Source organism: Streptomyces sp. NPDC041122, from assembly GCF_055592445.1.
The window spans coordinates 173450-197862 of record NZ_JBVIYQ010000006.1 but is presented as its reverse complement, the minus strand read 5'-3'; the positions used below and the strand labels follow the sequence as shown (position 1 = coordinate 197862).

Annotated in this window: 23 protein-coding genes; 7 read left to right on the top strand and 16 right to left on the bottom strand. The window is 73.0% G+C overall.

The window, feature by feature from the left end; genetic code table 11:
* Window positions 1–87: 87 nt before the first annotated feature.
* The 7 genes from ACZ6B8_RS22390 to ACZ6B8_RS22360 all read right to left on the bottom strand — a co-directional run bounded on the left by ACZ6B8_RS22390 (window position 88) and on the right by ACZ6B8_RS22360 (window position 6403).
* Window positions 88–1158: an LLM class flavin-dependent oxidoreductase gene (locus ACZ6B8_RS22390; RefSeq protein WP_471608299.1), complete on the bottom strand. Its 1071-nt coding sequence runs from the start codon at window positions 1156–1158 to the stop codon at window positions 88–90.
* The gene (locus tag ACZ6B8_RS22385; protein ID WP_471608298.1) at window positions 1155–2021 is read right to left on the bottom strand and encodes a CPBP family glutamic-type intramembrane protease; all 867 of its coding nucleotides are present in this window, start codon (window positions 2019–2021) and stop codon (window positions 1155–1157) included. Before ACZ6B8_RS22385 ends, ACZ6B8_RS22390 begins: the two co-directional genes overlap by 4 nt.
* 5 nt (window positions 2022–2026) lie before the next feature.
* Entirely contained in the window at window positions 2027–2827 is an 801-nt protein-coding gene (locus tag ACZ6B8_RS22380; protein WP_471608297.1) for a CPBP family intramembrane glutamic endopeptidase, read from the bottom strand.
* Window positions 2802–4130 carry a YcaO-like family protein gene (locus ACZ6B8_RS22375; RefSeq protein ID WP_471082154.1) on the bottom strand — a complete coding sequence of 443 codons (1329 nt, stop codon included), beginning with the start codon at window positions 4128–4130 and terminating at the stop codon, window positions 2802–2804. The genes ACZ6B8_RS22380 and ACZ6B8_RS22375 overlap by 26 nt, the downstream gene beginning before the upstream one ends.
* Window positions 4130–5164 (bottom strand): TOMM precursor leader peptide-binding protein, encoded by a 1035-nt coding sequence (locus tag ACZ6B8_RS22370; protein ID WP_471608296.1) that lies wholly within the window; start codon window positions 5162–5164, stop codon window positions 4130–4132. Before ACZ6B8_RS22370 ends, ACZ6B8_RS22375 begins: the two co-directional genes overlap by 1 nt.
* A 53-nt stretch (window positions 5165–5217) precedes the next feature.
* Window positions 5218–5976, bottom strand: coding sequence for a SagB/ThcOx family dehydrogenase (locus ACZ6B8_RS22365; RefSeq protein WP_471608295.1), 759 nt, complete (start codon window positions 5974–5976; stop codon window positions 5218–5220).
* Between the two features lie 283 nt (window positions 5977–6259).
* Window positions 6260–6403 (bottom strand): hypothetical protein, encoded by a 144-nt coding sequence (locus ACZ6B8_RS22360; RefSeq protein ID WP_208033602.1) that lies wholly within the window; start codon window positions 6401–6403, stop codon window positions 6260–6262.
* Window positions 6404–6673: 270 nt separating this feature from the next.
* On the opposite strand from ACZ6B8_RS22360, the gene ACZ6B8_RS22355 reads away from it, so the two are divergent.
* Complete coding sequence (locus ACZ6B8_RS22355; RefSeq protein ID WP_471608294.1) at window positions 6674–7909, top strand: cytochrome P450 family protein; 1236 nt, start codon at window positions 6674–6676, stop codon at window positions 7907–7909.
* 102 nt (window positions 7910–8011) lie between these two features.
* Here the strand turns inward: ACZ6B8_RS22355 and ACZ6B8_RS22350 are convergent, their stop codons facing one another.
* Window positions 8012–9706, bottom strand: a complete 1695-nt coding sequence (locus tag ACZ6B8_RS22350; RefSeq protein ID WP_471608293.1) for an MFS transporter — start codon at window positions 9704–9706, stop codon at window positions 8012–8014.
* A 140-nt stretch (window positions 9707–9846) separates the two neighbouring features.
* On the opposite strand from ACZ6B8_RS22350, the gene mmuM reads away from it, so the two are divergent.
* The 5 genes from mmuM (at window position 9847) to ACZ6B8_RS22325 (ending at window position 14763) form a co-directional block, all read left to right on the top strand.
* Complete coding sequence (gene mmuM / locus ACZ6B8_RS22345; RefSeq protein ID WP_471608292.1) at window positions 9847–10752, top strand: homocysteine S-methyltransferase; 906 nt, start codon at window positions 9847–9849, stop codon at window positions 10750–10752.
* Between the two features lie 128 nt (window positions 10753–10880).
* Window positions 10881–11966: a WD40/YVTN/BNR-like repeat-containing protein gene (locus ACZ6B8_RS22340; RefSeq protein ID WP_471608291.1), complete on the top strand. Its 1086-nt coding sequence runs from the start codon at window positions 10881–10883 to the stop codon at window positions 11964–11966.
* Window positions 11967–11999: 33 nt separating this feature from the next.
* Complete coding sequence (locus ACZ6B8_RS22335; protein WP_471082176.1) at window positions 12000–12677, top strand: uracil-DNA glycosylase; 678 nt, start codon at window positions 12000–12002, stop codon at window positions 12675–12677.
* Window positions 12674–13723, top strand: coding sequence for an N-acetylglucosamine kinase (locus ACZ6B8_RS22330; protein ID WP_471608290.1), 1050 nt, complete (start codon window positions 12674–12676; stop codon window positions 13721–13723). The genes ACZ6B8_RS22335 and ACZ6B8_RS22330 overlap by 4 nt, the downstream gene beginning before the upstream one ends.
* A gap of 95 nt (window positions 13724–13818) precedes the next feature.
* On the top strand, window positions 13819–14763 hold the full coding sequence (locus ACZ6B8_RS22325; RefSeq protein ID WP_471082182.1) for a sirohydrochlorin chelatase: 945 nt from the start codon (window positions 13819–13821) through the stop codon (window positions 14761–14763).
* A 64-nt stretch (window positions 14764–14827) separates the two neighbouring features.
* Here ACZ6B8_RS22325 and ACZ6B8_RS22320 read toward each other — a convergent pair whose 3' ends face one another.
* On the bottom strand, window positions 14828–15877 hold the full coding sequence (locus tag ACZ6B8_RS22320; RefSeq protein WP_471608599.1) for a lactonase family protein: 1050 nt from the start codon (window positions 15875–15877) through the stop codon (window positions 14828–14830).
* 420 nt (window positions 15878–16297) lie between these two features.
* Entirely contained in the window at window positions 16298–17803 is a 1506-nt protein-coding gene (locus ACZ6B8_RS22315) for an FUSC family protein (protein WP_471608289.1), read from the bottom strand.
* 416 nt (window positions 17804–18219) lie between these two features.
* On the opposite strand from ACZ6B8_RS22315, the gene ACZ6B8_RS22310 reads away from it, so the two are divergent.
* Window positions 18220–18984, top strand: coding sequence for a hypothetical protein (locus ACZ6B8_RS22310; protein WP_471608288.1), 765 nt, complete (start codon window positions 18220–18222; stop codon window positions 18982–18984).
* A 95-nt stretch (window positions 18985–19079) separates the two neighbouring features.
* Here the strand turns inward: ACZ6B8_RS22310 and ACZ6B8_RS22305 are convergent, their stop codons facing one another.
* The 6 genes from ACZ6B8_RS22305 to ACZ6B8_RS22280 form a co-directional block, all read right to left on the bottom strand.
* Window positions 19080–19988: a hypothetical protein gene (locus ACZ6B8_RS22305; RefSeq protein WP_471608287.1), complete on the bottom strand. Its 909-nt coding sequence runs from the start codon at window positions 19986–19988 to the stop codon at window positions 19080–19082.
* A gap of 166 nt (window positions 19989–20154) precedes the next feature.
* Window positions 20155–20475 (bottom strand): hypothetical protein, encoded by a 321-nt coding sequence (locus ACZ6B8_RS22300; protein WP_471608286.1) that lies wholly within the window; start codon window positions 20473–20475, stop codon window positions 20155–20157.
* A 45-nt stretch (window positions 20476–20520) separates the two neighbouring features.
* Complete coding sequence (locus tag ACZ6B8_RS22295) at window positions 20521–20784, bottom strand: hypothetical protein (protein WP_471608285.1); 264 nt, start codon at window positions 20782–20784, stop codon at window positions 20521–20523.
* A 29-nt stretch (window positions 20785–20813) separates the two neighbouring features.
* The gene (locus tag ACZ6B8_RS22290; protein ID WP_471608598.1) at window positions 20814–21743 is read right to left on the bottom strand and encodes an alpha/beta fold hydrolase; all 930 of its coding nucleotides are present in this window, start codon (window positions 21741–21743) and stop codon (window positions 20814–20816) included.
* Window positions 21744–21819: 76 nt separating this feature from the next.
* Complete coding sequence (locus tag ACZ6B8_RS22285) at window positions 21820–22488, bottom strand: fasciclin domain-containing protein (protein ID WP_471082198.1); 669 nt, start codon at window positions 22486–22488, stop codon at window positions 21820–21822.
* 136 nt (window positions 22489–22624) lie between these two features.
* The gene (locus ACZ6B8_RS22280) at window positions 22625–24307 is read right to left on the bottom strand and encodes a molybdopterin-dependent oxidoreductase (RefSeq protein WP_471608284.1); all 1683 of its coding nucleotides are present in this window, start codon (window positions 24305–24307) and stop codon (window positions 22625–22627) included.
* Between the last annotated feature and the right edge of the window lie 106 nt (window positions 24308–24413).

Below are 24413 nucleotides of genomic sequence, written 5' to 3'. Positions count from 1 at the left end.
GGTCCACGGATGTTCTCTAACCATGTTAGAGGAACGGGGCGGCCGGAAGCACTTCCCGCCACCCCGCCCGGCACCTTCACCCGGTCCTCACCTCAAGCGCGGCAGCACCTCGTCCCGGAAGAGCCGGAAGCTGCGCTCCATCGTCGCGCCGTCCTGGCCGCCGAAGTCCACCTGCCACAGGAACGTGTCGACCGACAGGAAGTCCCGCAGCTCGGCGGCGCGGGCGAGCACGGTGGCGGGTGAGCCGACGACGGCGGTGCCGAGGCTGCGGAAGTCCGCGATGTCGAGGTTGCGCAGCGTCAGGGCCATCTGGGAGTACGTCGGGTAGTCCTTCGACGAGGTGTGCATCCAGGCCTCGGCGGCCTCGGCCCACACCGTCAGGTACTCGCGCAGCAGCGGGTCGGCCGTGGCGTACGCCTCGTCGTCGGTCTCGGCGACGTACAGCGGGATGGAGACGGCGACGCGGGGCCGCGGGGCCCCGGGGCCGGAGCCGTGCACGTCCTCGAAGGTGTCCAGGTAGACCTCCACCAGGTCCCGTACGCCCGCGAGGTCCTGCTGCCGCGGCGGGGGCGTCACCAGGAGCCCGAAGCCCTGTTCGGCGAGCCAGGCGAAGCTCTGCCGGGAGCGGACCGCCGCGCCCCACACGGGCGGGTGCGGGCGCTGGACCGGGCGCGGCAGCGAGGTCGCGTCCCGGAAGGAGAAGAACGGGCTGTCCTCGCTGACCTTCTCCTCGGTCCACAGCCGAAGGACGGCCGCGATGGTGTCGTTGTACCGGTCGCGGCTCTCGTCCATGGACACCCCGAACGCCGCGAACTCGTACGGCATCCAGGCCCGCGCGAACCCGACCTCCAGGCGGCCGCCGCTGATGGCGTCGACCATCGCGGTGTGCGCGGCGAGCTGGATGGGGTGGTGGAAGGCGGGCAGGACGCAGCCGGTCATCAGGCCGATCCGCTCGGTCTGGGCGGCGACGGCGGCGAGGAAGGTCAGCGGGCTGGGACAGTAGCCGCCGTAGTCCTTGAGGTAGTGCTCGGTCATCTTCACGTAGTCGAGGCCGGCCTCGTCCGCGAGCCGGGAGATGCGCAGCACGTCCTGGTAGTACTCCTGGGCGCCGCGCGTCGCCGGCCTGCAGTCGGGGAGCAGCGAGATGCCGTGTTTCATGGTCGTTTCCTCTCGGTCGGGATGAGCAGCGCGAGAAAGGCGGCGTCGGCGGCGAGCAGCGGCACGAGCGTCCCGGTGCGCCAGTACAGGACGGCGTGGGCGGTCGGTACGAGGAGGGCGGGCACCCAGCTCTCCGGGGTGAGGCGGCGTCCGGCGGGGGCGCCGCGCAGGCGGAGGGCGGCGTGCGCCAGGACGGCGACGGCGGTGGCGGCCACCGCGCCCGCTCCGCGCAGCGCTTCGAGGAGTACGGGCCGGAAGGCGGCCTCCTCCCCCGCGACGGCAAGGGCGAGCGCGGCGATGGCCCAGTGGGCACCGGGTCCGCTCACGCGGGCCCGCGCCTCCTCGGCGGCGTGCCCGCGCGCGAGGCCGAGCCAGTGGGTCTGCCCCGCCGCGGAGGCGGGGCGCGGGGCGCGGCTCTCCCGGGCAGCCGTCCTGGCCGGGGCCGTCTTCGGCCGGGAGCGGGGGTCGCGCAGGGCTCCGCCGACGCGCCGGGCGACGCGCCCCGCGCTGGTGTGGCGCAGGCCGGCGCCGATGTCCGCGGCGAGTCCCGCGAGGAAGGCGCAGGCGGCGAACTCGCCACATCCCAGGGCGAGTCCGAGCGCTCCCAGCGCCGCGTCGACGCCGTGGGGTGAGCCCAGCCCCAGGTCGGCCGGCAGCACTCCGAGCGCGAGAGCCACGGCGAGGACCAGGGCCCCGGCGACCGCTCCTCCCACCGAACGGGCGCGCCCCGGCCCGAGCCCGGCACCCCTTCCCGAAAAACGCCCCGAGAACCGCCCCGCGAGCCACGGCGCCAGCACCCCGTAGGCCGACGCGACCACCGCGAGCAGCACACCACCCGTGACCGCCCAAGGCAGTTGGGCCACGGCGCTCATGAGCGGGCCGGCCGGGGACGGGCGGAGCCGGACGGTCGCACCGTGTTCTGGTAGCGCCAGATGCGGGCGTTGAACAGGGCGTGGGCGACCACCGCGCCCAGGACGTCGCCGGTCAGGAGGGTGAGGGCGAGGGCGGTCAGCGAGAGCGGGAGCTTCGCCGCCACCTGGGCCCAGCCGAAGAAGATGTGCGAGAGGGCGAACGCCACCGTGGCGATAGCCAGCAGCAACACCCGTACTGCCAGGGCGTCTTGAGTCAGCGCCACCCCGGTCAGCGTGCCCCGGAAGACGCACTCCTCCAGGACGCCGACGGCCACCAGCCACGCCAGCGGCAGCGCCACGTCGCTGTCGCGGCGGTTCGCGGTCCAGCGCCGCTCGGTCGCCGTCGGCGGCGCGGCCCCGGCGAGCCGGGCGGCGGGGCCGACCGCGCGGGTGCCGCGGGTGCGGGGCGCGGGCGCCGCGGCGGGCGGCGCGGGCCGCGCGGCGGCGCGGCGCCCGAGACGCCGGGTGACCGCCGTGTCGGCGGCGGCCACCACGGGTGCGGCCGCCGCTCCGAGGGCCGCCCCGGCCGGCAGTCCCCAGGCGGGGCCGTGCCCGAGCGCGCCGGGGCCGAGCACGAGCAGACCGAGGCCGGTCACGGCGGCGAGCACGGCCGCGTACACCTGGAGCGTGTGCACACCGTGGTGGTCGAAGAAGCGGACGTGCAGGTGGGAGGCGAGCGCCAGGGCGCTGAGCGCGCACAGGACGAGCGCGGTCAGTGCCGTGTCGCGCAGCTCAGGGATATGGATGAGGGACGTCATCGGTGAAGCCCCCGTAGTCGGCGAAGCGCGGATGGGCGGCGGGTACGGCGCTGGGCAAGGGGAGGCTCACGGTGTCCGGGGACCACACGCGCATCGCGTGGAACCCGAGGGCCCGCAGGTCGCAGGTGGTCAGGTCGCCGAAGTAGAGCTGCTTCCCGGAGACCCGGAAGGCGTCGACGAGGGTGCGCACCGCCTCCTTGACCGGGCGGTCGTCGTCCGGTGGCAGGTCGGAGGCGGGCCGCTCGGTGTGGGCGGCGAAGCGGCGTTCCACGGTCCGGGCACCGTTGGACGTCGCGTACAGGCCGACGTTGCCTTCGAGGTCGTAGATGTCGGCGTCCGCCGGCGTGCCCTCGACGGCCTGCTCGACGGCCACCCACGCCGCGAGCCACTGCACGCCCGCCGCCTCCAGCAGGGCCCGGTACATGGCGCGGGCGAGCGAGGCGCCGCTGCCGAGGCCGATGGCCACCTCCGGGACCAGGCCCGAGGGCTGGCGCAGCAGGCAGGCGATGGTGAAGCCGGGCAGGTCGGGGCTGGGCAGGGCGTGGAACTCGGGGCGCGGAGCCCCCGCCGGGAAGTACGTGTCGACGACCGCGTCGACGTGCCGGGTGCGTGCGTCGGGGCGGATCAGGACGGACTCGGTGCGCCCGTACCAGTGCCCCATCGCCGCGTCGACCTGCACCACCTCCTCAAGTGCCGCGCGCAGGGCGGCCTGTGGGGTGGTGTGCGTGGCGGTGCCCGTGGTGACGGCGGGCAGCGTCCAGGGCTCGTCGCGCTCGCGCACGTACCCGAGGAGGAAGCGCTGGGCGGGCACCCAGCGGGGCTCGCCGTCGACGAGCGAACCGACCCGGACCCAGCCCGACGCGGCGTCCGGGTCGAAGGGCGAGAAGGGGAAGCCGTCGCGCGCGTACTGCTCGGCGGTGAAGAGCTCGAAGGCGGCGAGCGGCAGCACCGGCTCGCCCTCGGCGGCGAGTTGGGAATACGGGGCGTGCCGTGCCGTGAACCTGCCGTCGAGGGCGGCCGCGTAACCGGAGTAGCGCTCCAGGGTCTCGGCCAGGGAGCGGATGTGGCTCTCGAACGGGAAGATGCCGTAGCCGCCGATGTGGTAGCTGCCCGCCTTGGGGGGCGGCTGGTCCTGGCGGACGTGCACGCCGGTCATGTCCGCGGTGCCCACCAGGAGCCGCGGCCCGCCCGGGTAGCGGGTGAGGAATCCCATGGACGTGGTGAGCCCGCACAGCGGCCCGTGCATGCGGCGGCGCAGCCGGTGGACGCGGGTGTTCTCGTCCTGGTGGACCGTGAGCCGCATCAGTCCTCCAGCCAGGTGCGCGGGTCGAAGTGGAGCGTCTCGTCGTCCCGTTCGGGCACCGGGCCGCAGCCGGGGCAGCCGGGCAGCGGCAACACGCTCTGGTAGGAGATCTCCATGCTCGGCAGGTAGCACCCGAGGACCTTCTCGATGGTGAACGTCGCGCCGCAGCTGAGGTAGTTGGTCGCCTCCAAAGCGAGGTGCGAGCAGAGCAGCGCCTGCACCGGGCCGTAGACGGGCGGCGCGCCGGCGTGCACCGCGGAGCGCACGAGGGCCTCCTTGTAGCGCTGATAGCCCGCGCTCTCCCTCAGGTTCATGGTCACGCGCGTCTCGAAGCACTCGAAGCACGCGGACCGCCCGGCCACCATGGTGGGTCCGACGAAGAGGAACGGTCCGTCGACGGCGGCGTACGTCCAGCTGATCCCGGCGGCGCGGGTGAGCCGGTTGAGGAGCTGGGCGCGCACCGGGTCGACGGTCTTCTCGGCGAGCAGCAGATAACGGCCGCGCCACGGGGCGAGGATCTCGACGGCCTCGTCGAAGGCGAGGCCGTCGTGGAGCACGGCAGGCGCGAGGGCGTCGAGGCGGGCGCGCACCGGGTGGTCGGGGCCGGGTATCAGGACGTCGCCGGCCACGTCGGGAGGTAGTAACGCGGCGGTGCGCTCGGCGAGTTCCGGGTCGCCGAGCAGGACGACACCCTCGGCGACCGGTGCCTGGCCGCGGCCGCCGAGGGTGGCCATGGTGTCGAGGTAGGCGTCGAGGGCGCTGCTCGGGCCCTCCTCGATGGCGTCCAGGCCGTAGAGGTGGTCGACGAGCGCCTCGACCTCGACGCGGGAGACACCTTCGCGCTTGGCGAGGTCGCGCCGCGAGAGCGTCCCGTCGAGTCCGCTGACGAGGTTGAAGAGCTTGCCGGAGCGGGAGTCGTCGGTGAGGGTGTACGACTTGGCGTTCCACACGCCGGTGCGCAGCTCGACCATGTCGGGGCTGTGGCCGACGACGGAGAACGAACGGCGCACGCGTGGCTGCCGGTTGTCTGACATGCGGGGGCCTCTCTTCACGGGAGCCCGGGGGCCCGGGGCGGTTGTGCGGGTGGTCAGCCCGCGCCGAGCAGCACGGTGTGCAGCAGCGTCCGGTGCACTCCGTCGAGGTGCAGCGCCGCGTGCGCCTCGTCGTCGTAGAAGCCGGAGAAGTCCACGCTGCGCAGGCCGAGTCCGGTGGCGGCCAGGTGCGCGTTCTGGGCGATGCCGCCCGCTTCGTGGAACATCGACCGCATGCCGCGGGGGCCGTACTTGCGCATGGAGCGCCAGGGGTTGCCGATGAGCAGGAGGACGGCCGCCGCCCGTTCGAAGTCGATCGAGCCGTCCTGCGGGTCGAAGGAAGCCAGCAGCGGGGCGAGGGTGTCCGGTCCCGCCACGGTGGCGAGGGCGTCCTCGACGGGCAGGTGGCAATGCAGTCCCCGTTCGAGACCGTCGACGTTCAGGGCGGCGAGCCAGAGTTCGACGGGGTAGAGGCCGCCCGCGCTGGGAACGGTACGGAAGCCCATGGTCAGGGGCGAGCCGTCGGCGAGCTCGATGTCGGCCTCGGCCGTGACGCACCCGGCGAAGCGGAGCACGGTGGCGAGGTCGTCGAAGGGTACGGGGGCCCCGGAGAAGTCACGGCCGCTGCGCCGGCCGAAGACGGCGTGGTCGAGTGGCACCGTGGTGTCCGTGCCCTCGGGCAACGGTGTGCGGGGGGCGCCCTGGCGCGGCAGGCGGTCCTGGCGGGACTGGACGACCGCCATGACATCGGAGAAGTAATAGCCGATGGAGAGGAGGGACGAACGGTCCCAGCGTCGCATTCTGGTGGCAATCAAGAACTCTTCCGCAAGCCGTTCGGCGGCATCCGACGAGAGATTCTCGAAGCGCATGGAATTCGTTTGCAGGCCGACACCTTGCGCATGCGGGCTCATCGTCCGATAGGCACTCGCGGCCACCGAAGCCTGAACGAGACGCGAATCCGCAGGGGTATCCGCATCGCTCATGTAATTCGCTCCTTGCATTCATTCGCCGTGGTGTGAGACGTGCCGTCGTCACCGAAGTGGGGAGCGGGACCGGCGTGCGGCGGACCCTCGGCCCGCCGCACGCCGGCGTCATCGGTTACTTGCGGACGACCGCTCCACAGCAGCAGGAACAGGCGCCGGGCACCAGCACGGCCTCGTCGCGACCTGCGCCGAAGGGCTCCAGGGCGGCCTGCGGCGTGCTGTTGCGGTGTTCGGTCACCTTCTCGGACTGCAGCTTCATGGCTGTCTCCTCTCGTTCGGATACGAAGAGTGATTCGGTCCACGTTGCACACGAGGCCTTCGGGACACTTTCCCCGGAAAGCCCCGGCGAGCCCTATCTTCCAGCCTCGCAGCCACGCAACCTAACAGTGTTTGTCCAGTCAAGCAAGAGACGTTCGAGGAATGCCCGAACCCACAAACGGCGACAGGTATTCCATTTGGCGAAATCTTTAATGAGGCAATTGTCGGAGATTATTGCGGGCCCGCCCCGACTGCTGTTACCAACAAGCTCATGAGCAGCGATGAGGCACCTCCGGTAGATCTCCTCGATCCCGCATTCATGGCCGACCCTGGCCCCGGCTACGCCCGCCTCCACGCGACGGTGCCCCTCACCCGCGTACACCTGCGCCCCGGCCTGACCCCCTGGCTGATCAGCGGGTACGAGGAGGCGAAGGCGGTGCTGTCCGATCCGCTGTTCAGCGTGGATCCCGCGAGCACCGACTCCCGCGTGCGCGAGGCCATCGCGGCCGGCCGCGCCGAGGAGAAGACCGCGCTGCTCGGCCGCCATCTGCTGAGCGTGGACCCGCCCGATCACACACGGATGCGGCGTCTGATGTCGCGCGCGCTCACCGCGCGGCGCATGCTCGAACTACGCGCCCCTGTGGGCGTGTTCGCGGGCGGACTGCTCGACGGGCTGGCGGACCGCCCCGGGTTCGACGTGCTCACCGACTACGCGCTGCCGCTCGCCGTCGACGTGATCTGTGAGCTCATCGGCATCCCGCCCGCGGACCGGCCCCGGTTCAAGGAATGGGGTCAACTCCTCGTCCGGGCCGAGCTGCAGGACGACGCGTCCTTCGACGAGGCGGCCGACGCGATGGCCGGGTACTTCGTCCCGCTGCTCGCCGCCCGGCGCAAGGAACCGGCCGACGACCTGGTCAGCGCACTGGTCGACGCGCACGGCGCGGACCAGCTCGACGACTACGAACTGATCTCCCTAATCTACCAGTTGTTCTTCGCGGGCCACGAGTCCAGCGCATACCTCATCACCAACGCGACGCTGCGGCTGCTGAGCCACCCCGGCGAACGCGCCGCGCTCGCGCAGGACCCGGAGCTGATCGACCCGCTGATCGAGGAGGTGCTCCGCGTCGACGGCCCGGTCAAGGTCCCCACCTGGCGTTTCCCGGTGCGCGACACCGAACTGGGCGGCAGGCGCCTGCGGGCCGGCGAGCCGGTGCTCGTCCTGCTCGGCGCGACCGGCCGCGACCCGAGCAGATTCCCGGACCCCGACCGCTTCGACAGCGGCCGCTTCGACGGCGGCCGCGCGACGGCGCAGCAGCACCTGGCGTTCAGCCACGGGATCCACCACTGCATGGGCGCGGCCGTCGGCCGGATGGAGGGGCGGGTCGGGGTGTCGCGCCTGTTCGCCCGCTTCCCCGGCATCCGGCTGGCGGTCGGGCCGGACGAACTGCGCTGGCGGGACAACCTCATGATGCGAGGCGTCCGCGAACTGCCCGTGCGGGTGGGGTGATTGCCCGTTTCGGGCTGACTCGACCGACGCGGCTGAGTGGACCGAACAGCGCCGGGCGGGTGCGACCAGCGGGGGATTGATGGCCGGACCCGCCCGGCTGTCTCAGGTGGTGCGGTCGGCGGAGACGCCCGGGGCCGGGGCCGCGCCGGGACCGTCACCATGGGAGCCGGACCCGAAAGCGTCCGCGGTACCACCGACGGTCGAAGCGGCATCAGCTGAGTCAGCGGAGTCAGCGGTGCCAGTCGCTCCCGGGTCCGCGGCCGCCCCCGCGGCTGAGTCGATGTCCTCCCGGTCCCGCCCCCGCACCAGGAAGTACGCCGCGATCGCCGTCACCAACAGGAGCGCCCCGCCGACCCGTTCGGCCAGGTGCAACCCGTCCACGAACCCGGCATCGACGATCCGGGTGATCCGCGCGCTGCCGCCCGACCCCGTGCTGTGGGCGCCGCCGGCCTCGACGGCCCGCAGCACCTCGGCGCGGGCCGGCCCCGGCACGTGCGCGTCGACCAGCCGGTCCCGGACGCTGTCCGTCATACGGGTGGTGAGGAGCGTGCCGAGCACGGCCACGCCGAAGACGCTGCCGAGCTGGCGCGTGGCGTTGCTCGCACCGGAGGCCATGCCGGAGCGGGCCGCGGGCACCCGCATCATGACGAGCGTCGAGATCGGGGTGAGCGTGAGGCCGATGCCGAGGCCCACCAGCAGGACCACCCACCAGTACTCCGCGTAGCGCGCCCCGGTCCCGTACAGCGAGGCCCCGAACATGGTCGCCGAGGCGAACAGGATGCCGAGCCCGAGCGGCACCGCGCCGCCCACCCGCGACGTCATCCAGCCCGCGAGCGGCGCGGAGACCATCGCGAGGAGCATGCCCGGCAGGATCGCGAGCCCGGCGCCGACGGCGGACCAGCCGAGGACCGTCTGCAGCCAGAGCATCAGGAAGTACGTGATCGCGAACAGCCCGAAGTACAGGACGAATCCGGCCAGTACGGAGCCGGTGAAGACCCGGTCGCGGAAGAACGACAGGTCGAGCATCGGCTCGCGCACCAGGCGCTCCGTGACGAGGAACGCCACGAGCAGCGCGCCGCCGGCCGCATAGGCCCCGACCACGAGGCCGTCGCCCCAGCCGCGCGAGCCGCCCTCGATCGTGGCGTACACGATCGCCGACATGGCGGCGATGGAGAGGATCAACCCGGCCAGGTCCAGGCGCCGTTCGGGGTTGGCGGACTCGGGGACCGCGGGCACCGCGAGGACGAAGCCGATGACCGCGATGGGCACGTACATCCAGAAGATGCCGGACCAGCCGAAGTTCTCCACCAGGGGCCCGCCGACGACCGGACCGAAGGCCACGGCGGCGCCCGCGACCGCGGCCCAGATGCCGATGGCCGTGCCGCGCTCGCCGCTGTCGGTGAAGACGTGCCGGATGATCGACAGCGTGTTGGGCATGAGCAGCGCGGCCCCGACGCCGAGCACCGCCTGCGCCGAGACCAGGACCCACACCGAGCCGGCGAGCGCGGAGAAGACCGAGCCCGCCAGGAAGATGCCGAGCCCGGTCAGGAAGGTCCGCTTGCGCCCGAAGCGGTCGCCGACGGCGCCACCGGTGAGCATCAGCGCGGCGAACGCCAGCGAATAGCCGCTGATGACCCACTGGATGTCCTGAATGCCGCCGTCGAGGTCGTCCTGGATGTCCGGCAGGGCGGTGCTGAGCACCGTGCTCTGCAGCATCGTCAGGGCCAGCGGCACACACAGCGCCGGGAGCGTCCGGTAGGGGCTCGGGCCAGTCCGGGCGGGGGAATCCGCCGCCATCGCGCACCGTCCTGTTCGCGTCGTCTCGCATGAGGTCTCTAACACTGTTAGGTGCGAGACTAACAGTGTGAGGGAGCGCGGGGAAGCGTCGTTCCGAGGGTGGCCGGAAAACTCCCCGCACCTCGGCTAGCGTCGAAGCCGTGAGATTCGCCGAAGCCCTTGCCCAGCGCCCTCTCGTGCTCGACGGCGGCCTCTCCAACCAGCTGGAGGCCGCCGGGCACGACCTGGGCGACGCCCTGTGGTCCGCGCGGCTGCTCGCCGACGAGCCCGCGGCCGTGGAGGCCGCCCACCGCGCGTACTACGAGGCGGGCGCCGACGTCGCCATCACGGCGAGCTATCAGGCGACGTACGAGGGCTTCGCGCGGTACGGCATCGACGCGGGGCGCACCCGTGAACTGCTGCGCCTGAGCGTGGACTCGGCCCGCCGGGCCGGGGTGGGGCTCGGGCGTGAGGTGTGGGTGGCGGCGTCGGCGGGGCCCTATGGAGCGATGCTCGCCGACGGCTCCGAGTACCGGGGCCGGTACGGACTGTCCGTGGACGCGCTGGAGCGCTTCCACCGGCCGCGGCTGGAGACGCTCGCCGGGGCCGGGCCCGACGTCCTCGCCCTGGAGACGGTCCCCGACACCGACGAGGCGCGGGCGCTGCTCCGGGCGGTCCGCGGCCTCGGGGTGCCGGCCTGGCTGTCGTACAGCGTGGCGGGCGACCGCACCCGCGCGGGGCAGCCGCTGCGCGAGGCGTTCGCGCTCGCCGCCGACGCGGACGAGGTGGTGGCGGTCGGCGTCAACTGCTGCTCCCCGAAGGACGTGGGACCGGCGGTGGCGCTCGCGGCGCGCATCACCGGCAAGCCCGTCGTGGTCTATCCGAACAGCGGCGAGACCTGGGACGCCGCGAGCCGCTCCTGGCGCGGGCCCACGCGCTTCTCGGCCGGCCAGGCGCAGGCGTGGCGGGCGGCGGGCGCGCGGCTGATCGGCGGCTGCTGCCGAGTGGGGCCCGCGGCGATCGCGGAGGTGGCGCGGGAGCTGGGCGCGGGTCGTCCCGGCTCCTGATCGGCCGCCGGAACCGAACCGGGGACATGGGTGCTGACCTGCGCGGACGTCCTCTCCGGGGGTGGCTGTCAGTGGTGGGGTGCAGACTGGCCGGTACCTGAGACAACGACGTCCCGGAGGTGGTCGGCATGTCCGACGTCATCCTGACCGTAGGCACCCGTAAGGGCCTTTTCATCGGACGCAGGCGGGGCGGCGCCTGGGAGTTCGACGACAGCCCGTACTTCAACGCGCAGGCGGTGTACTCCGTCGCCATCGACACCCGGGGCCCCACCCCACGCCTCCTGGCCGGCGGTGACAGCGCGCACTGGGGCCCCTCCGTCTTCCACTCCGACGACCTGGGGCGGACCTGGACGGAGCCGTCCAAGCCCGCGGTGAAGTTCCCCAAGGACACCGGGGCCTCGCTGGAGCGGGTGTGGCAGCTGCACCCGGCGGCCGCCGAACCGGACGTGGTGTATGCGGGCACGGAGCCCGCCGCGCTGTACCGCTCGGAGGACCGCGGGGAGTCCTTCTCGCTCGTCCGCCCGCTGTGGGAGCACCCGACCCGCTCCCAGTGGGTGCCGGGCGGCGGTGGGGAGGGCCTGCACACCGTGCTGACCGACGTCCGCGACCCGCGCGCGGTGACCGTCGCGGTGTCCACCGCCGGGGTGTTCCGCACGGCGGACGGCGGCGCGAGCTGGGACCCGGCGAACAACGGCGTCGCCGCGGTGTTCCTGCCCGATCCGAACCCCGAGTTCGGCCAGTGCGTGCACAAGGTCGCGCGGGACGCCGCCGACCCGGACCGGCTCTATCTGCAGAACCACTGGGGCGTCTACCGCAGCGACGACGCGGGCGGGCACTGGACGGACATCGGCGAGGGCCTCCCCTCCACCTTCGGCTTCGCGGCCGTCGCGCACCCGCACCGGGGTGACACGGCGTACGTCTTCCCCATCACCGCGGACATCGACCGCGTCCCGGCCGACCACCGCTGCCGCGTCTACCGCACGTCCGACGCCGGCCACAGTTGGGAGCCGCTCAGCGCGGGCCTGCCCGAGGAGGACCACTACGGCACGGTGCTGCGCGACGCGATGTGGAGCGACGACTGCGACCCGGCGGGCCTCTACTTCGGCAATCGCAACGGCGAGGTGTACGCGTCGGCGGACGACGGCGACAGCTGGCAGTTGCTCGCCTCGCACCTGCCGGACGTGCTCTGTGTACGGGCCGCGGCCATCGGTTGATCGACGCCGCCGTTACGGCAGTAGGGTGACGCCGTGGCACCACGACCCTTGCATGAAATCGTCGAGTCCGGCTGGGCCAAGGCCCTGGAGCCGGTGGCCGAACGGATCGCCTCGATGGGCGACTTCCTGCGCGCGGAGATCTCCGCGGGACGCACCTATCTCCCGTCGGGGCAGCATGTGCTGCGCGCCTTCCAACAGCCCTTCGACGACGTCCGCGTCCTGATCGTCGGTCAGGACCCCTACCCCACGCCCGGTCACGCGGTGGGCCTGTCGTTCTCGGTCGCGCCCGAGGTGCGGCCGCTGCCCGGCAGCCTCATCAACATCTACCGCGAGATGGGCGACGACCTCGGCCTGCCCCCGCCGTCCGACGGCGACCTCACGCCCTGGACCCGGCAGGGCGTCCTGCTCCTCAACAGGGCGCTCACCACCGCCCCGCGCAAACCGGCCGCGCACCGCGGCAAGGGCTGGGAAGAGGTCACCGAACAGGCCATCAAGGCGCTGGTGGCACGCGGCACCCCGATGGTGTCGATCCTGTGGGGGCGGGACGCGCGCAATCTCCGGCCCCTGCTCGGGCAGTCGCCGTCGGTGGAGTCCGCGCACCCGTCGCCGATGTCGGCGGACCGCGGCTTCTTCGGTTCGCGCCCGTTCAGCCGGGCCAACGACCTGCTGGTCCGGCAGGGCGCGCAGCCGGTGGACTGGCGGCTGCCGTGACGGTCCGGGAGTTCGTCCTCGGAGTCGATTCGGGCGGCTCCGGACTGCGGGCCGCCCTGGCCGAACCGACCGGGCCCGGAGCTGTCCGCTCCACGGAGCCCCTGCGCTCGGCGGAGCCCGTACACACCGGCCCACGCGGCATCGACGCCGGTCACTTTCTGAAGCAGCTCCTGCCCATGGCACGGGCCCTGTTGGCGGAGGCGGGCGGCGGGCGGATCACGGCGGTCTGCGTCGGAGCGGCGGGCCTCGCGAGCCTCGGCGACGACCTGCGCGCCCACCTGCCGGCCGCGCTCAGGGAGCACCTGGATGTCCATCGCACGGCGCTCGCCGCGGACGCCGTCACCGCGTACGCGGGCGCGCTCGGTGACCGCCCGGGCGCCGTCGTCGCCGCGGGCACGGGCATGATCGCGATCGGCATGGACCCGACGGCCTGGCACCGCGCCGACGGCTGGGGCCACCTCCTCGGCGACTGCGGCGGCGGCGCCTGGATCGGCCGGGCCGGACTTGAGGCGGCGCTGCGGGCGTACGACGGCAGGCGGGGCGGCTCCTCGGCGCTGCTCACCCGCGCCGAGGAGCGGTTCGGCCCGCTGCCGGAGCTGCCCGGACAGCTCTACCCCCGCCCGGATCGGCCCGCGGTCCTCGCCTCCTTCGCGCCGGACGTGGCCGCCTGCGCGGCGGACGACCCGGTCGCGCGGGGCATCCTGCGGGAGGCGGCCCGGCACATCGCCGGGGCGGCGGCCGCCGTCTGCCCCCGCGCCGAGGAGTGCGAAGTCGCCCTCACGGGCGGCCTGTTCCACGTCGGCGACCCCCTGCTCCTCCCCCTGTCCGAGGAGCTGGCGGACCAACTGCCGCACGCGCGGCGGGTCCCCGCGGCCGGCGACCCGCTGGACGGAGCGCTGCGGACAGCGGCCGACGTCGCCGCGGACCGGCTGCGCCTTCCGCGCGACGGCCGCATGCTCTCCGTCCACGGCGAAGTTCACGGAGGAGTCCGGCGAGGAATCCATGGGGGGCCACCCGATGGGGACCATGGAGAAAGCGAGAGTTGACCTCTGCGTAATTCATCAGACAAAAACGGACTTATACCGCCCACCTGCACCCTCCCCGAACAGCGGGCGCCCGCAAGCCAGTAGCATGCGGGCGCATGAGCTCCCCCACTGGGCCCGCATCCGGCCTGCCTGTACGAATGCCGCGCCCCCGTCAGCCGGGCCGGCACCGCCGTCCGGAGCCCGTCGCGGCTCCTGAAGGCGCGCCCGCACTTGTCCTCGCCGTGCCGGGCGCCCCCAGCAGCACCACCCGCAGTCTCGCCGAGGAAGTCGTGAGCATCGCGCGCTCCGAGCTGCCCGGCCTCGACGCCAGAATCGGCTACCTCGACGGCGAGGAAGACGCCACCGTCACGTCCTTCCCCGAGTTCCCCTCGCTCCGGTCCGTGCTGGCGCACGCGGCCGCGGAGCGCACCGCCCGCGTCGAGCGCGCGCGTGCCGCCGGCGCCGAGGTGGCCGAGCCCGACGGCCCCGTGGCCGTCGTCGTGCCGCTGCTCGCCGGCCCCGACGCCGCGCTGACGCGCCGCATCCGGCAGGCCGTCATGGACAGCCGTGCCGCCGCCGAGCTGAGCGATGTGCTCGGCCCGCACCCGCTGCTCGCCGAGGCGCTGCACGTGCGTCTGTCGGAGGCCGGTCTCGCCCGCGCCGACCGCGCCCGCCTGTTCACCGTGGCGACGGCCGCGGACGGCATCGTGCTGGCCACGGTCGGCGGCGAGGAGGCCGTGCAGGCCGCCGGGATCACCGGCATGCTGCTCGCCGCTCGCCTCGCGGTGCCGGTGATGGCCGCCGCGCTGGACGAGGAGGGCGCCATCGCGGCGACCGCCGAGCAGCTGCGCGGCTCCGGCTCGGCCCAGCTGGCGCTCGCGCCGTATCTGATCGGTCCCGAGCTCGACTCCGGGCTGCTCGACGCGGCCGCGAAGGAGGCGGGCTGCTCCGTCGCCGAGCCGCTCGGCCCCTACCCGGCGATCGGCAAGCTGGCGCTCGCCAAGTACACGTCGGCGCTCGGCATCACGCCGCAGCAGCCGTCGGGCACGCCGGTGCACTGAACCTTCCGTACGTACGGCGAAGGGCCCGTCCCGATGTGGGGGCGGGCCCTTCGGCGCGTCCGGGTCAGCCGAAGACCACGCAGGAGGCGGCGGGCACCGGGACGGAGCCCGAGCGGCTCGGCAGGCCGGTCTCCTGGTCGACGGTGAACCAGGTGACGTCGCCGGAACGCTCGTTGGCCGCGTACAGATGGCGTCCCGCCGGGTCGACGGCGAGGTCGCGCGGCCAGTGGCCGCCGCACGGCACGGTGGCGGTCAGCCTGGGCGCGTGGCCGGCCTCGTCGAGGGCGATGACCGAGATGACGTCCGTACCGCGCGTGGCGGTCCACAGGAAACGTCCGTCGGGCGCGACGACGACCTCCGAGGGGTATGCGTCGCCGTCCGGGGCGTCCCCGAGGACGGGCAGCTCGGCGAGGGGGTCGAGGGTGCCGTCGACGGCGTCCCAGGCGCAGACCGTGAGGGTGGGGCTGAGCTCGTTCAGCACGTACGCGCGCTCGCCGCGGGGGTGGAAGACGAGGTGCCGAGGGCCGGATCCCGGACGCAGCGCGACCTCACGGTGCAGGGTCAGCTCGCCGCCGTCGAGCGCGCAGACGCGCACGGAGTCGGTGCCGAGGTCCACGCTCACGGCCCACCGACCGCTGGGGTCGGCGAGGACCTGGTGGGCGTGCGGGGCCTGCTGGCGCTGCGGATGCGGGCCGGAGCCGGTGTGCTTGAGCTCGCTCGACGGCCCCGGAGCGAGCGTCCCGTCGGGGCGCAGCGGTACGGCGGTGACGCTGCCCGAGCCGTAGTTCGCGGTCAGGACGTGGCCGTCGTGCAGGGCGAGGTGGGTCGGCGCGGACCCGACCGGGACGGGCCGACCCAGGGGCTCGACGCCGCCCGGCACGGTCCGGAACGCGGCGACGGCGCCGTCAGAGGTCTCACTGACGGCGTAGAGCGTCTCCCCGCCGGGCGAGAGCGCGAGGTAGGAGGGGTCGGGAACGGCGTCGGTGGCGCCGGTGACCGTCAACGTGCCCGTGCCGGGGTCCACGTCGGCGGCGACCACGCCGGGGCCTCCGGCCGCGGTGAAGGACCCGATATAGGCCCGCCTCGCACGCCCCGACTGCCCCGTCCGACCCACCTGCTCGCCGACGCCCACTGCCAGTCCCCTCTCACCCCGGCGCCGCCTCGGCGGCGCCACATCACGGCCAGTCGCGACCGACGCTAGCAGCCCGGTCTAGACCAAAGGGTCTCGGTAGCGCTGCGGGGCGGCGGGACGGGGCGCGGCGGAGGGGGTGGGGGGGGTGGGCGTGGAGGTGCAGGTGGCTGGGCGGTGCCGCTCGGGCCGGTGCTTGGGCCGAGGGCCGGTCCGGGCCTGCGCGGGGGTTCAAGGGCTGACCTGCGTGAGCATCCAGCCGGCCGGCTGTGGGAAACCGGCAGGGAGCGGGGGCCGGGCGACCACTCCGGGCCGGCCCACCCGCCCCCGTACCATCTGCCCCGCGAGGTGGCCCCTCCCGACGCACCCGCCGCTCCCCCGCCGGGCGGCGCCCCTCCTCTCGCCTCACACCCCCTGCGGAGTCCTCGTCGGGACGCTCAAGGGGTGGGCCAGCTCGGCGAGGGCCTTCTCCAGGCCGTGCAGGTGGGCCAGCGCCGGTTCGGCGCCCGCGGCCTGCGGCGCGGTGAGGGCGTCGGCGGCCGGGCGGCGCGCCGCCTCCGGGGCGGTGAGCGCCTCGACGGCCGCCTCCACCCGCCAGCACGCCGCGGCGAGCCGGTCGTCGTGCGAGGCCTCGGGGTCCGCCGCGATCGAGGCGAGCCCACGCACCTCACGGGCGCAGGCGTCGAGCAGCGCGAGCACCTGACGGGCGCGTTCCTTGCGGGCCCGCAGCGGGCTCGCCGGGTGCACCAGCGGTGCGAGCGAGAGCCGCACCTTGCCGAGCAGCTGCTCCAGCTCGGCGACGCGCGGCGCGGGATCGGCGGTCTCGGACCCGGCGAGCCGCGCGGCGGCCTCCGCCGTGCAGGCGTGCACGCACCGCAGGGCGCGCTCGATCCACGCGTTGGTCGTGGCGTGCGTGGTGACGGGCAGCACCAGCAGGACCGCGAGGACGGCCCCGAGCGCCCCCGCTCCGGTCTCCGCGACACGCAGCGCGAGCAGACCCGGGTTGAGCACGCCGAGCAGGCCGTAGAGGACCCCGGCCATGACGGTGACGGCGAGCATCATCCACGTGTACGACACGGCGGCGGTGTAGAAGATCCCGAAGACGCTGACGGCGACGACGATCGCCGAGGGGACGGGCGCCCCGTGCAGCGGCACCGCGACGACGAAGCCGACGCCGATGCCGATGACGGTGCCGAGTACCCGCCGGAAGCTCCGTACCAGCGTCTCCCCGCTGGACGCCGTGTTCACGAACACCCACCAGGTGGCGCCGACGGCCCAGTACCACCGCTCGCCGGACAGCAGCTGCCCCACGCCCAGCGCAAAGGCGCCGCCCGCGACGGCCTGCACGGCCTGCCGGGTGGTCGTACGGGCGAGCCCGCGGGCGCTCGGCGGTGTGGGCACGGTGACGCCCGCCACCCGACGCTCGTAGCACCACGCGCCGAAGCGCACCGCGGACGAGGCGCAGAGCGAGAGCAGCACGGCGGCGAACAGCTCGGGCAGCTGGCCGGGGGTCGTGTGCAGGAACTGCGTGGCGAAGAACATCATGAACGCGAAGACGCCGAGCGAGTGGCCGCGCGGCCCCCAGCGCCGCGCGTACACCCCGGCGCCCATCACGCCGAGGAACGCGACGTCCCGCGCCACGGGTACGTCGTGCAGCACCGCAGCGAGCGCCAGCACGGGGAATCCGACGACGGGCAGCAGGGCGGTGGTGGTGGCCTGCCCCCGTACGGTCGCGTCGCCCACGGTGAAGAGCGCGAGCAACGCGGCGAGCCCACCCGTGATCGCGGCCACGAGCGAATGCCCGGCCACCCCGCACACGGCCACGGCCAGCGCGATGCCGAGCACGGCCCGCGAGGCGAAGCGCAACCGCATCCGCCCCGGATCCGGCGCCACGAACACCCTCTTCAGCACGGCTTCCCCGCCCCTTTCCGCTCGGCTCGGCCTGCACGGCCCGCTCGCATGAAAAAGGCGCCGCGGAGATCCGCAGCGCCATCGACAGGGACATCACACCATCCTCCGACCCGATGGCTCAACTCGTCCCCGCAAGGCTGATCCATTGGCCCACTCTGACCCTCACACGTCGGCCCACAGACAAACCATTGGACCAAGCCGGCAGCTCTGCGGGGACGAGTCACGCGATCCGCAGGGGTGGCGACGCACAGCTATGCAGGCGTGTTCCGGCCCGGTTGCGCCCAGCAGCGAAGATCGTCTGATGTCCGATCGTGATCCACGAGCGCACAACCCCGTACGGATCCTGGCTGTCTGAAAGGCGCCGGAGGAGGACTCTCCGGCGCCTTTCAAACAGAGACACAGAGATCGGGGATCAGGTGGGCGAGAAGGTCTGGAGAGCTGCCGTGGCCGGGGGCGCGGCGGCGGTGTTCATGGGCGTGGCCGCGGTGCCCGCCGGGGCGGCCGAGGGAGGCGTCTCCTTCACCCGCGTGCAGGTGAACGGCGGCAAGCCGATCGTGATCGGGGTGTCCGCGGAGGTCGCGGCCCCCACCTCCTTCCGGATGGCGACCACCCACAAGTGGAAGTGGCCGGCGGTGTTCCTGTACCGCGGCAACACGAATGACCGCCTGTGGCACGCCGTCGAGACGAGTGACTGCCACGAAGTGAGCTCAGGCGTCTGCGACTTCGCCGAGACGATGTACTTCGACCCCAGTGAATGGGACATGCTCAACAGCGAGGCCGGAGCCTGGAAGGTCGCGGCCGAGGTGTCCTTCAACGGCGGCGGCGGAGACACGGACGACAAGGGCCTGACCGTCTACGTCAAGCGCAACTCCCGCCTGAGTGTGAACGCCGCACCCGAGCCGGTGGCCCAGGGCAAGACCATCACCGTGACCGGCAGGGTGACGCGGGCCAACTGGGAGACGAGGAAGTACGCCTCCTACGGAAGCCGCCTGGTGAGCCTGCAGTTCAAGCCCAGCGGGGCCACCTCCTACACCACGGTGAAGAAGGTTCACGCCAACGGCTCGGGCAATCTCAGGACGACCGTGAAGGCGTCCAAGACGGGCGCGTGGCGCTGGGCCTACTACGGCAACACCACCACCGGGCCGTCGACTTCGGCCGCGGACGACGTCGTGGTGCGTTAAGCGTCCTGGGGCCGCCACACGACCCGTCAGGTCATCCCCCAGGCACCGAATCAGCCCGTAGCCACAGCCCGTGTGCGCCCGTTCTCGGTGTCGGTTCAGTCCCACTCCGTGATCAGGGTCCGTTCACGCACCAGGTCGGCGTGGACCTCCGGCTGGCACGGGTCCAGGCCTTCCACCGCCTCGTCGATCGCGGCCAGGGCTTCTCGGTGGCGTCCGAGCTTGCGCAAGGCCGTGGCGGTGCGGAACAGCATGATCGGGTCGTCCGGCGCGAAGACGGGCCGGGCGGCCAGGTCCAGCATGTGCCGGGCCTGGTCCGGCAGCTCGTGGCCGAGCCACATGCCGTGCAACAGCGCGTGGCAGACCTGCAGGTTGTCACCCGCCTCGGCCAGGCTGCGCTCCGCGGCGGTCAGACCGCTCAACTCGGACCGCGCGAGGAGCGCGAAGGCCTTCAGGGCACGGGTGTACGGGTCCGAGTGCTCGTCATCGTCCGGCACCTGGTGGAGCGAGTCCAGCATGGTCCGGCACCGGAAGTCGTACCGCAGACCCACCAGATGCAGATGGCGTAAGACCGTGTCGTGGCTGCGGCCCGGCCCGCCGCGCCGCGGTGATCGCGGCGGACCCGCGAGATGGCGGACGGCGCTGTTGCGGCGGGCACGCGCGTACCAGGCCAGCGGGGTGCAGAACGCGGCGCTGGTGGCCCAGTCGGCTTCGGCGAGGCCCAGCCAGCGCGCCGCTTCCCGCGGCCAGGCGGCGCCCGCGTCGACGGAGCGCTGGACCTTGTGCCTGACCACCGTCAGGGCAGCCGCCCGCAGCGGGGGCGCGGCCAGCGCCCGGGCCAGTACGTCATCGATGTCGGGCCGCTCCAGCAGTGAGGACACGGCCTCTCGGGCGCGCCCGGTGTCGTCCTGCCCGTCGGCGAGCGCGACGAAGTCCGCGTTCGCGTCCGCCTTCGCGTTCGCGTTCGGGTCCGTCCCCGGACTCGGATTCCCCTGCGCCTCGGTCATCTCTTGATACTCGCCGAGTAGCGCCCCACCGACGCAGAGGCTCCCTGCACGGTCACCCGACGGCAGGAGTTGACGGCTTCTCAGCGTCGATTCCCGGATTCCCAGCCCCCCGGAAGGCCGGCTGTCTCGACGGGCGGGTCGACGCTCGGGTGGACCACCTGGCCGGTCAGCCGTCTGTGTCAAGGCTCGCGAGCCCCTGCTCCCAGCGACGGCGGCGTTCGTCCTCGGACTGCTCCCACCAGGGCGTGCCCCTCTCGCCGAGCGCGACCTTCGCCCGGTTCACGCGATCCCGTGCTGCCCGCTCGGCCCGCGCGTCATCCGCGGTCGTCGCTGAGCGCACCGCGCGACGGGCCGCCATGAGGTGATGTCGAAGGCGAGCGGCGACGTCCTCCGGGAGCAGCGGATCCGTCGCGCGCCATTTCCTCCCCTTGATGACGACGAAGTGCCCGTCGGAGGTTTTCTGCGGCGATGAGCGGTGTCCTTCCACCGGCACGATTCTGCCCGTCGCGGGGCGGGTGGCGCGCGGCGGCCGTCAGGCGAACGGGTCATCCAGGACCCCGGCGAGGCGGATGAGGCCGCGCCGGCCGTCGTCGCTCGTCACGGCGTAGACGGTGTAGAGCCCTCCGCGGTCCGGCGCGTGCTTCCCGGCCCAGGCCAGGACCTCGTCGACGTCGACCTCGCCGACGGTCTCGTACGTGTCGGAGCTGTTGGTCGAGCGGTCCCAGAAGTAGACCCGGTAGGTGGCGTGGTCCTGCTCCCAGGTGGTGTCCCGGGGGTCGATGCCGCGTATGTCCATGGAGTGAGCCTACGGCCAGTGATCGTCGGTCAGTCGGGCTCCGGCTCCTGTCCGGGTCGCCCCGGCGCGGTGGGCTCCGTCGTCACTGTCGCCGGGGTCGGCCTCGCGAAGAACTCCGCCAGCGAGGAGGCAAGCTCCTCCGGGGCCTGTTCGGCCATGTGGTGGCCGGAGTCGATGCCGTGGCCCCGCACGTCCGGTGCCCAGTCGCGCCAGATCTTCAACGGGTCGCCGTACAGGTCCTCCAGGTCGTCCCGGAGCGACCACAGCACCAGTGCCGGGCACTTAATCCGTGTACCGGCGGCGCGGTCGGCCTCCTCGTGCCGGCGGTCCACGGTGAGGCCCGCCCGGTAGTCCTCCAGCATCGCCCGCACCACGTCGGGGTTGCGCATGGCCGCGCGCCACTCGTCGTGGTTCTCCTGGCCCATGAGCCGCGGGTCGCCGCGGTACCAGCGGTCGGGGTCGGCGTTGATGACGCGTTCGGGGATGTCCGGCTGGGCGAAGAAGAACCAGTGCCACCACTGGGTGGCGAAGGTGGCCGTGATGCGGGACAGGTGCTCGGAGATGGGCATGCAGTCGAGCAGCGCCACCCGCGAGACCACGTCCGGGTGGTCGAGCGCCAGGCGCAGGGCGACAGCGCCACCGCGGTCGTGGCCCGCGAGCGCGAACCGGGTGTGGCCGAGGGCCCGCATCACGGCGACCACGTCACCGGCGACGGCCCGCTTGGAGTGCGCGGTGTGGTCGGCGGTGGGCGCCGGGCCGGTGGAACGCCCGTACCCCCGGAGGTCGGGGCAGACCACCGTGAAGCCGCGCCGGACGAGGAGCGGGGCGACACGATGCCAGGTCGCGGACGTCCGGGGGTGCCCGTGCAGCAGCACCAGCGGCGGTCCTTCCCCGCCGTGGCGCACGAGGACCGACGCGTCGTCGACCTCGACCCGGTCCACCTCGAACTCCTCGAACACGGTGCGCGCTCCCGCCCTCGTCGTCACGGCCGCTCTCCTTCTGCCCCCCGCCGCGGCCGTGGACACCGGCCGTCCGTCAGCTCTTGGGCATCAGCACCGTGTCGACGATGTGCACGGTGGCGTTGGCGGTCCGCACGTCACCACAGACCACGTTGCTGACCCCGTTGACCTTGAAGCTCTCGCCGGAGCCCGCGGTGGTGAGCCTGGACTTCTCCAGCGTCTCGAAGGAGCCCTTCGCCATGTCCTTGGGGGCGAGCTTCTGGCCGACCACGTGGTACGTGAGCACCTTGGTGAGCTGCGCCTTGTCGGCGAGGACCTTGTCCAGGTCCTTCTTCGGGATCTTGTCGAAGGCGTCGTTGGTGGGCGCGAACACCGTGATGTCCTTCGCGTTGTTCAGCGTGTCCACCAGGCCGGCCTTCTTCACCGCGGTCACCAGGGTGGACAGGGCGGGGTTGTGCGAAGCCGCGGTGGCGACGGGGTCCTCGGCCATGCCGTCGAAGCTGCCCTTGCCGTCCTTGGGCACCGAGGAACAGGCGGGGCCGAACGGTTCACCCGCTCCGGCCATGTCCTCGGACGGCTCGGTGGTGCCCGACTGCTCGGAGGTGGCGGACGAGGCGCTGTCGGACGCCTTGTCCTTGGAGTCGCTGTCGGAGCAGGCGGTCAGGGCCAGGGGCAGCACCGCGGCCGTGGCGAAGGCGACGGCGACGCGGCGGACTTGGCGCACCCGGCGGACGTTGGTCTGCATGTGAATTCCTCGATGATCGGTTCCGCGAAGGCCAATCCGCCTTCGTCGCATGGGATTCGGAGCCGCGCGACGAGCGGATTGGTCAAAGCCACGACGGATCGGACTCAATCGGTGTCGGACTCAATCGACATCGGGCTCAGTCGACGGTGACGACCACCGAGTGCCGGCCCGACGCCCCGTCGGGAATCGTGCGGGTGCGCTTCGCGGTCTGCGTCTTGCCGTCGCCGTCGGTGGCCCGGACGGCCAGCGTGTGGTTCCCCTTGGTGGCCTGCCAGGCGTACGACCACTGGCGCCAGGTGTCGCGGGTGTCCTCGGCGGCGAGACGCGCCTCCTCCCACGGGCCGTCGTCGACGCGGACTTCGACCTTGTCGATGCCGCGGTGCTGGGCCCAGGCGACTCCGGCGACCATGACCGTGCCGCTCTTGGGGCGCCCGAAGGGTTTCGGGGTGTCGATGCGTGACTGGGTCTTGATGGGCGCTCGTCGGGCCCAGTCCCGCTTCACCCAGTACGTGTCGTAGGAGTCGAACGTCGTGAGCTCGATGTCCCGGATCCACTTGCAGGCGGAGACGTACCCGTACAGCCCGGGGACCAGCATGCGCACCGGGAAGCCGTGCTCGAACGGGAGGGGCCGGCCGTTCATGCCGAGGGCCAGCATCGCGTCACGGCCGTCCATGACGTCCTCGACGGGGCTGCCGATGGTCATGCCGTCCACGGAACGGGCGACCAGCTGGTCGGCGGGTCCGCCGCCCGAAGGGGGTTCGACCCCGCACTGCTTGAGCAACTCGGCTAGCCGGACGCCGATCCAGCGGGCGTTGCCGACGTAGGGGCCGCCGACCTCGTTGGAGACACAGGCCAGGGTGATGCGCCTCTCGACGAGCGGCATCCTCAGCAACTCGGCGAAGGAGAACGTCCGTTCGCGCGTCACGCCCATGCCGTGGATGCGCAGTCTCCAGGAGGTGGCGTCGACCTTGGGGACGACCAAGGCGGTGTCCACACGGTAGAAATCGTCGTTCGGCGTCACGAACGAGCTGATGCCGTCGATGCCGGGCGCCGCACCGCGTCGGACCGGACCTGCCGTCGACGCGGCCGCGGGAAGCACGACGGCGTTGCGGGACGCGACGGCCTGCTGCCCCCGGGAGCCGTTCAGCGCCCGGCCTGCGAGCCCCGCGCCGGTGGAGGCGGCCGCCGCCACGGTGGCGGCGAGGATGAAGCCGCGCCGGTCCCAGCCGGTTTCCGCGGAGGCCGGTGCAGGTGCGGGTGCAGGTGTGGGTGCAGGTGTGGGTGCCGACAGCGACGGTGATGGCGTGCCCTTCTGAGGCTGGTGCTGGGGCTGGGGCTGGTGTTGGGGCCGGATACGTGGCCCGCCGAGACGTCCCGCGAGCCAGTAGAGGAGGCCGCAGCCTGCCGCGGCGCCGACAACCGAGGGCAGGGCGTCGAGGAGGCTCGTCGAGTCCGGGCGGCCGACCGCCGCGAGGGCCCCGACGATCCCGAAGGCGAGGATGCCGAGCGAGCCGGCCAGGCGCCGGCGGGCGGCCAACGCTCCCAATGCGAGGGCCAGTACGGCCAGCACCGCGAGGATCCCCAGCTGGAGGACGAGTTTGTCGTCCGTGCCGAACTGCCGGATCGCCCAGTCCTTCACCCCGGGCGGCGTACGGTCGATGGCCGCGCCGCCCACGGCGATCACCGGACCGGATTCGGGGCGCACCGCCACCGATACCAGTTCGGCGACCGCGATCGCCGCGTATCCGGCCAGCAGGCCGCTCAGCGCACCCAGGGAAAGCCGTGTGAGGCCGCGAGGCGACCGCGTTGCGTTGTCCATGCTCAGGAATACGTCCCCGCCGTGCCGCCGGATTGGTCCTTCACACCTTCGGCCCTGCCGACGACGCCGCAGCGATCCCACGGCCGTTCCACCATGGACCGAGACC